The sequence below is a fragment of the Finegoldia magna genome (assembly GCF_018371055.1).
Taxonomy (GTDB): domain Bacteria; phylum Bacillota; class Clostridia; order Tissierellales; family Peptoniphilaceae; genus Finegoldia; species Finegoldia magna_I.
Map to the genome: position 1 here is coordinate 1 of NZ_JAGYZD010000354.1, position 1,198 is coordinate 1,198.

2 protein-coding genes are annotated in these 1,198 nt (G+C 31.7%); both read right to left on the bottom strand.

Annotated elements, in window-relative coordinates; genetic code table 11:
- Nucleotides 1-28: 28 nt before the first annotated feature.
- Nucleotides 29-580: an acylglycerol kinase family protein gene (locus KHW44_RS09820; protein WP_304068951.1), complete on the bottom strand. Its 552-nt coding sequence runs from the start codon at nt 578-580 to the stop codon at nt 29-31.
- A 158-nt stretch (nt 581-738) separates the two neighbouring features.
- A complete protein-coding gene (locus KHW44_RS09825) occupies nt 739-1,179 on the bottom strand; it encodes a hypothetical protein (RefSeq protein ID WP_304068953.1) in 441 nt (146 codons plus the stop codon).
- Between the last annotated feature and the right edge of the window lie 19 nt (nt 1,180-1,198).

A 1,198-nucleotide genomic window follows, 5' to 3' on the forward strand; every position in this document is an offset into this window, starting at 1 on the left:
GCTTATGATGCCGCTGTGGAGGTTATTGCTAACAACGGAGGGCTGTATCGCCTTTATACGAAAGAAGAATATTCTTCGGTGTGGGGACAGGATTTTCAGGCTGAATCGCTTTTTGAGCTTTATCAGTAACATAACTAACAGACGCTATGTTTCCAACTGCAAAAACGTTGATGAAATATCTGTGTGAGTTTTCATTGCTAACTTTTCCGACATCACTTTTAATTATTTTCCCAGTTTTAATCATTCTATATAATTTGTAAGGTGTTGATGGCAAGTTTAAGTAAGTTGCGAAATCGTTTACTGTACCTGTGGAGTAAATCGTAATTGGAATATCGCTTTCGCTGTCGCAAATTCCGTGAACAACTTCGTTTACCGTTCCATCTCCGCCTGAAATAACTATCAAATCCCAATCATCAGAAGATGTGTTTAACGCCTCATTGTATGCGTCATTCTTGCCTTTAGTTTTAAAAAGCTGAACGACAAAATTATCCTCAATTAGATAATTAATCAGTTTTGTTAAATCTCTTGCGTGTGTTTGACTTCCAGATGAAGGATTTGAGATAATTTTTATTCTTTTCATTCTATCCCATCTTTCCTTAATAGCATACCAAAAAACTAATTGTTTTTCAATAGGATTTTAACAATTTCTACAATTGTTTTCATAAATTATAAAAAATTTTAAAGATTTACAATAAGCCAATCAGAAATTTCCCGATTGGCTTATAAAATCTTATTTAATTATCTTTTAGCTAAACTTTTTACGAAATTAATAATATCTCTTGCAGAACCAACATAGTCTGTAGAGTTTAAAAATCCGTATTTAATATTAGTTGCAGTATCTGTTACAGATTCGGCAACATAGTCCACAGTATTAGACAAGTTACTTGAAACTGATTCAACGTGAGACAAAGTGTTACTTACATTGTTTGTAATATTTCTTACATCTGGAGAAACATCGCCTATTAATCTATCGGCTTTATTAGTAATACCAGTTACATTATCTAGTATTTGTGGTACTTCGCCAATTGATCTATCGATATCCTTTTTGTTATCTGCTAAAACGGCTTTTACGCCCTTTATTAAGTCAGTAAGTTTAAAGAAAAATACGATTAAAGCAATTAAGAATCCAGATAAACAAATATATAATATTATTTTAAATATATATAAAGCATCTACCATTTCTTACCTACTTTTTGAT

Coding starts and splice junctions, on each gene's coding strand:
- KHW44_RS09820 (WP_304068951.1), bottom strand. CDS start 580: ATGAAAAGAATAAAAATTATCTCAAATCCTTCATCTGGAAGTCAAACA.
- KHW44_RS09825 (WP_304068953.1), bottom strand. CDS start 1,179: ATGGTAGATGCTTTATATATATTTAAAATAATATTATATATTTGTTTA.